Annotated in this window: 5 protein-coding genes; 3 read left to right on the top strand and 2 right to left on the bottom strand. The window is 41.9% G+C overall.

Annotated elements, in window-relative coordinates; translation table 11 throughout:
• Positions 1–656 (bottom strand): MFS transporter (locus tag ACUVXA_RS17090; RefSeq protein WP_445872499.1); only part of this gene is annotated, 656 nt, incomplete at its 3' end.
• Between the two features lie 376 nt (positions 657–1,032).
• On the opposite strand from ACUVXA_RS17090, the gene ACUVXA_RS17095 reads away from it, so the two are divergent.
• The gene (locus tag ACUVXA_RS17095; RefSeq protein ID WP_445872500.1) at positions 1,033–1,194 is read left to right on the top strand and encodes a hypothetical protein; all 162 of its coding nucleotides are present in this window, start codon (positions 1,033–1,035) and stop codon (positions 1,192–1,194) included.
• 107 nt (positions 1,195–1,301) lie between these two features.
• Here the strand turns inward: ACUVXA_RS17095 and ACUVXA_RS17100 are convergent, their stop codons facing one another.
• The gene (locus tag ACUVXA_RS17100) at positions 1,302–2,036 is read right to left on the bottom strand and encodes a hypothetical protein (RefSeq protein WP_445872501.1); all 735 of its coding nucleotides are present in this window, start codon (positions 2,034–2,036) and stop codon (positions 1,302–1,304) included.
• A 202-nt stretch (positions 2,037–2,238) separates the two neighbouring features.
• Here ACUVXA_RS17100 and ACUVXA_RS17105 point away from each other — a divergent pair, with 202 nt between their 5' ends.
• Together ACUVXA_RS17105 and ACUVXA_RS17110 are read left to right on the top strand one after the other, a co-directional pair.
• Positions 2,239–3,225 carry a CoA transferase subunit A gene (locus ACUVXA_RS17105; protein WP_445872502.1) on the top strand — a complete coding sequence of 329 codons (987 nt, stop codon included), beginning with the start codon at positions 2,239–2,241 and terminating at the stop codon, positions 3,223–3,225.
• Positions 3,226–3,303: 78 nt separating this feature from the next.
• Complete coding sequence (locus tag ACUVXA_RS17110) at positions 3,304–4,116, top strand: CoA-transferase subunit beta (RefSeq protein WP_445872503.1); 813 nt, start codon at positions 3,304–3,306, stop codon at positions 4,114–4,116.
• Positions 4,117–4,202 lie beyond the last annotated feature (86 nt).

Raw genomic sequence — 4,202 nt, forward strand, 5'->3', positions numbered from 1 at the left:
AAGGGCAGGTGCTCCCCTATGAAGCAGGAACCGAACACCATCTGGAAGTGTCCTAAATGGGTAAGTTTCGGACAACGGTTTATTGAGTAGAGTATGGCTTCGTATATGAACAAGTCGTATAGGTTAGATTCCAGTCCGTAGGTGAAGCTTGGGGCATCCATATAGCCTAGAACTGGTACCAGTACCGCTATTCCTAGGATGCCGATCATTTGGAATAGTCCGAGATATTTTCCTCTTACCTCTGGTTTGTAGTAGTCTACTATTATTGAGAAGCCGGTAGGTATGATGGCTGCCAGTCCGAATCCCGCTAGCATTCTAAAATAGAGGAGAGAGGAGAAGTTGTTTGATATAGCGCAGAGCAGGGTGAAGAGACCCCAAACTATGCAGCCTATTACCAGTATGTTTTTGCGATTGTATTTATCTGCGAGGTAGCCCCAGATGGGGGCGGCGATGGTTTGTAGGCCGGCGCGTGCGGTTGTTATTAGACCCAGTGAGGCTCTGGTTATTGCCAGCTCTCTGCCTATAGAAGTGTAGTAGGTGGGTAGAGCCTGGGCATCTGCGTTGTTGATAAAGTATGAGAGACTCATTGAGGCAAATGATCTGTTCTTTCCCGGCTGTTCATTCCCAATTTTCTGAACATCCTTCTTTTTTGCCATATATATTCCTCTTTTAAAATTGGGATAAATTTAATTCCAAGTGAATTTCTAGGTTTTAAAAATTCCGTTTAGAATGCTTTTTCCATTTAGAGAAGAGATGGAATTCTGATTTAAGGCAGAAATGAGAAAAAGATGGGGATTAAAATATAGTAATCAAAACTTCAGGATATTTCTTATATCTCACTTTCCGCACCTTTGATTTATTTTTTCCTATTTTTGTAAAATTTAAGTCTGTGGGGGCGGAAGCCTCCGCTTTTTTGAAAAAAACTCTCAAAAGGGTGTGGCTTATTTTGTGTGATGACTCCAGAGGGTGCCGGCTTCTGCGTCCCTGGCCCACATTTTTCTACACGGCTGTGTTAAAAATAGGAGGGGAACCGTGGTCTCCAATCGGCCACCACAACAGGTTAAAAACTGGGAGTGGGGATTAAACACGGGGAAAGCCTCCCCCGGGACAAATTTTTCTGAAAAGTTTTTGAATCCAATCAAAGAGAAACAAGCAGTAATTGGAAAAAAAGAAAAAAACCCGAAATATTCGTAAAGGGTGCGGAAAGTGGGATTGATGATTTATTTTTTTAAAAAAAAATCACGGGTATTTTGCTGTAAAGGTTTCCAGTCGTTTTTAAAAAAAGGGGGGAGGGTGGTGTTTTATTTTCTGAGCTCTTTGAATACTAGGGCAAGCAGTATGTAGGTTATAAATACCAGTGCTATTCCGATTATTCCGAAGAACAGTAAGCCTCCTAGGATGCTCAGAATTCCGGCGGCTAACATGTAGTCTGGTTTAGATGTCTTGTCACGAATCACGATCATGGTAACACCGAGTAAAATATAGCCAACTATTATTATTAATGCGGTTAATCCTACTGCTACGCCGAGTCCCATACCCATAATGGTAGTTTGTGTTAGGGGTATTACTACTGCAAAGTAGTGGTAGATGAGGAAGGTCCAGGGGGAGATAATGGTTGTGGGAATTAGTCCCAGTGGTATTATGACTGTAAGGGCTCCGAAACCTACCATCATCAAGAGCGAGGTAATTAGACAAAGAGTGCTCTGCTCTTGCTTGTAGAATCCATAGAATCCATAACCGGTCATTACACCGCCGACAGCGAAGGGTAGAGCGCCTAGAATACCTAGCCCTAATATTTGAGAAGCGTTACTAGTTGAAACATCTGCTATTGCCATAAGGAGTACAGCTTCATATGGTAGTAATGGAAGCGGGCCAATTATGGGTATGTCTATTTGCTCTAAGGAGGCCAAAGCTAGACCCATTAGATTATAATCCCTGGTGATAAAGCCCATTACTGCTAGTGCTATTCCGATCAGGATGAATGAAAGCAGGGTGATTATAGCTCCGTAGAATGCTATTTTGTATTCATTTGCCATTTTAATCTCTCCTAATTTGTTTTTTTGGGTGTAATTAGAAGTAACTACTTATTGTAGTTTACACTATGTTCAGTAGTTTACTTAAATATTTCTATAATGGCAAAATAACCAACTAGAAGTAATACATCTTTATAGATGTTTAGGGTAAATTTATTACTCATTTATTTTAGTGTTGGTTTAGTTAGTTTCGGAGAAGAGTTTCATGGTTGAGCCGCAAGTTCATGATAAGGTGATGGCTACGTCGGAAGCCGTTAAGAAATTTGTAAGTGACGGAGAACAGGTTTGCATTGGAAATTTTCTTCAGTCTTCCCCCTTTGCCCTTATACACGAAATCATTAGACAGAAGAAGAAAAATCTAATTCTGTGGAGCACTTCATTGATAGAAGAGGCGGATCTACTGATAGCTGGTGGATGTTTGAAGCGAATAGTTACTGCATTTAGTTTCAGGGCTGGAGGAACAAATTACGGAAATGAATTTGAGAGGGCTTTAAAAGAAAAGCGGGTTGAGGTGGAAGATTATTCGAATTATTCGGTTTTAGCCATGTTAATGGCAGGAGCTATGGGACAGACATTCATGCAGATTCCTATTGGCCTTAAATACAGTGATGTTTTCCGAAAGAGAAGCTTTATGGGGGAAAACAAGTTCAAAGAGATGGAATGTCCTTTCACCGGGAAAAAGGTGCTTCTTGTTCCAGCAGCTAACCCTGATGTGGCTATTGTTCATGTTCAGAGGGTAGATGTTGAAGGTAATGCGCAGCTCTGGGGCGCTTTAGGAACCGCCAAGTGGGCGAGTTTAGCCTGTAAAAAAATCATTGTCTCAGCGGAGGAAATAGTGGACCATGAAATCATAGAGCGTAGTCCTCATCATACCATCATTCCAAGTTTTCGCGTTAACGCCGTTGTTTTAGAACCTTGGGGAGCGCACCCCGCTGAGGTACACGGATACTATGACATGGACTTCTTTTTCAGAGGCATGATAGGAGCAATGAACTGGAGCCATGAAAGTATTCGACACTTTCTCTTTGAGTGGGTTTACAATTTGGAGGGCAGGCAAGAGTATATAGCGCACTATATTGAGAGGTTTGGGAAAATATATCTAGAAAGATTGAAAGCTAAACCCTACTACAGCGTACCCGTTAATTATGGCTCATCTTTTAGGAAACATATGCAATCAGAAGATTTGGAATAAACCTCAGTCACTAACAATAGAATAATAGAGAATTAGTAGAAGGAGTGAAACGAACTGAACTACACACCTTTGGAATTAATGGTTTCTCTTGCGTCAAAGGAAATCCGGAATGGCGACCGTGTTATTATTGGTCAGGGAATTCCAATAATAGCGGGGGTAGTAGCCAAGATGACTCATGCCCCAAACTGTATTCTTATGACCGAGGCGGGGATTGTAGATTTTTTGCCTTATAAATCAGCCTTCCACATTGCGGAGAGCACCACAACAAAGGGCTTCAGCTACTCTTGCGATTTGGCCGACACCTTCACAACCATACTGTTTAGAGGCTATGTGGATGTTTGCTTCTTAGGTGCAGCTCAAGTGGACAAATATGGCAACATAAATTCAACAGTTATAGGGGATTATGAGAATCCCAAGATGAGGCTACCCGGAGCGGGAGGCGCAGCAGATTTTATAGGGCACTCCAAGAGAACCATAATCACTTTGAGAGGTGGAGAATTCGTTGAGAAGCTGGACTACTGTTCCTCCCCGGGACATTTAACGGGAGGCGATTCGCGGGAAAAGGCAGGTTTTCCTCCGGGAACTGGGCCGAGTTTATTAATAAGCACGCAAGGCGTTTTTGGATTCGATAATATAACAAAAGAACTGTTCCTTAAGGGTTGTTTTCCGGGAGTAGAAATCGAGGATATAAGAAAGAATGTTCCTTGGGACTTAAAGATAGCTCCTAAGCTTGAAAAAATTGACCTTCCACCCGAAGAGCATATAAAGATATTTCGAGAGTACGCATCGAGACTAATTTTGAGAAAAACCGGTGATAGCACAGGATTAGTTCAAGCTGTGGTAGATTTCATTATGGGTAAGGGAAGGGAGAAAAAAGTGGATGAGGAATAAGGTTTCTCATCGAGATTGGGAACAATTCATGGGAGTTTCAAACGCTATATCTATGCTGTGACGGTATGAAAAACCTCTTCTAGGCT

This window comes from Candidatus Jordarchaeum sp. (assembly GCF_052745115.1).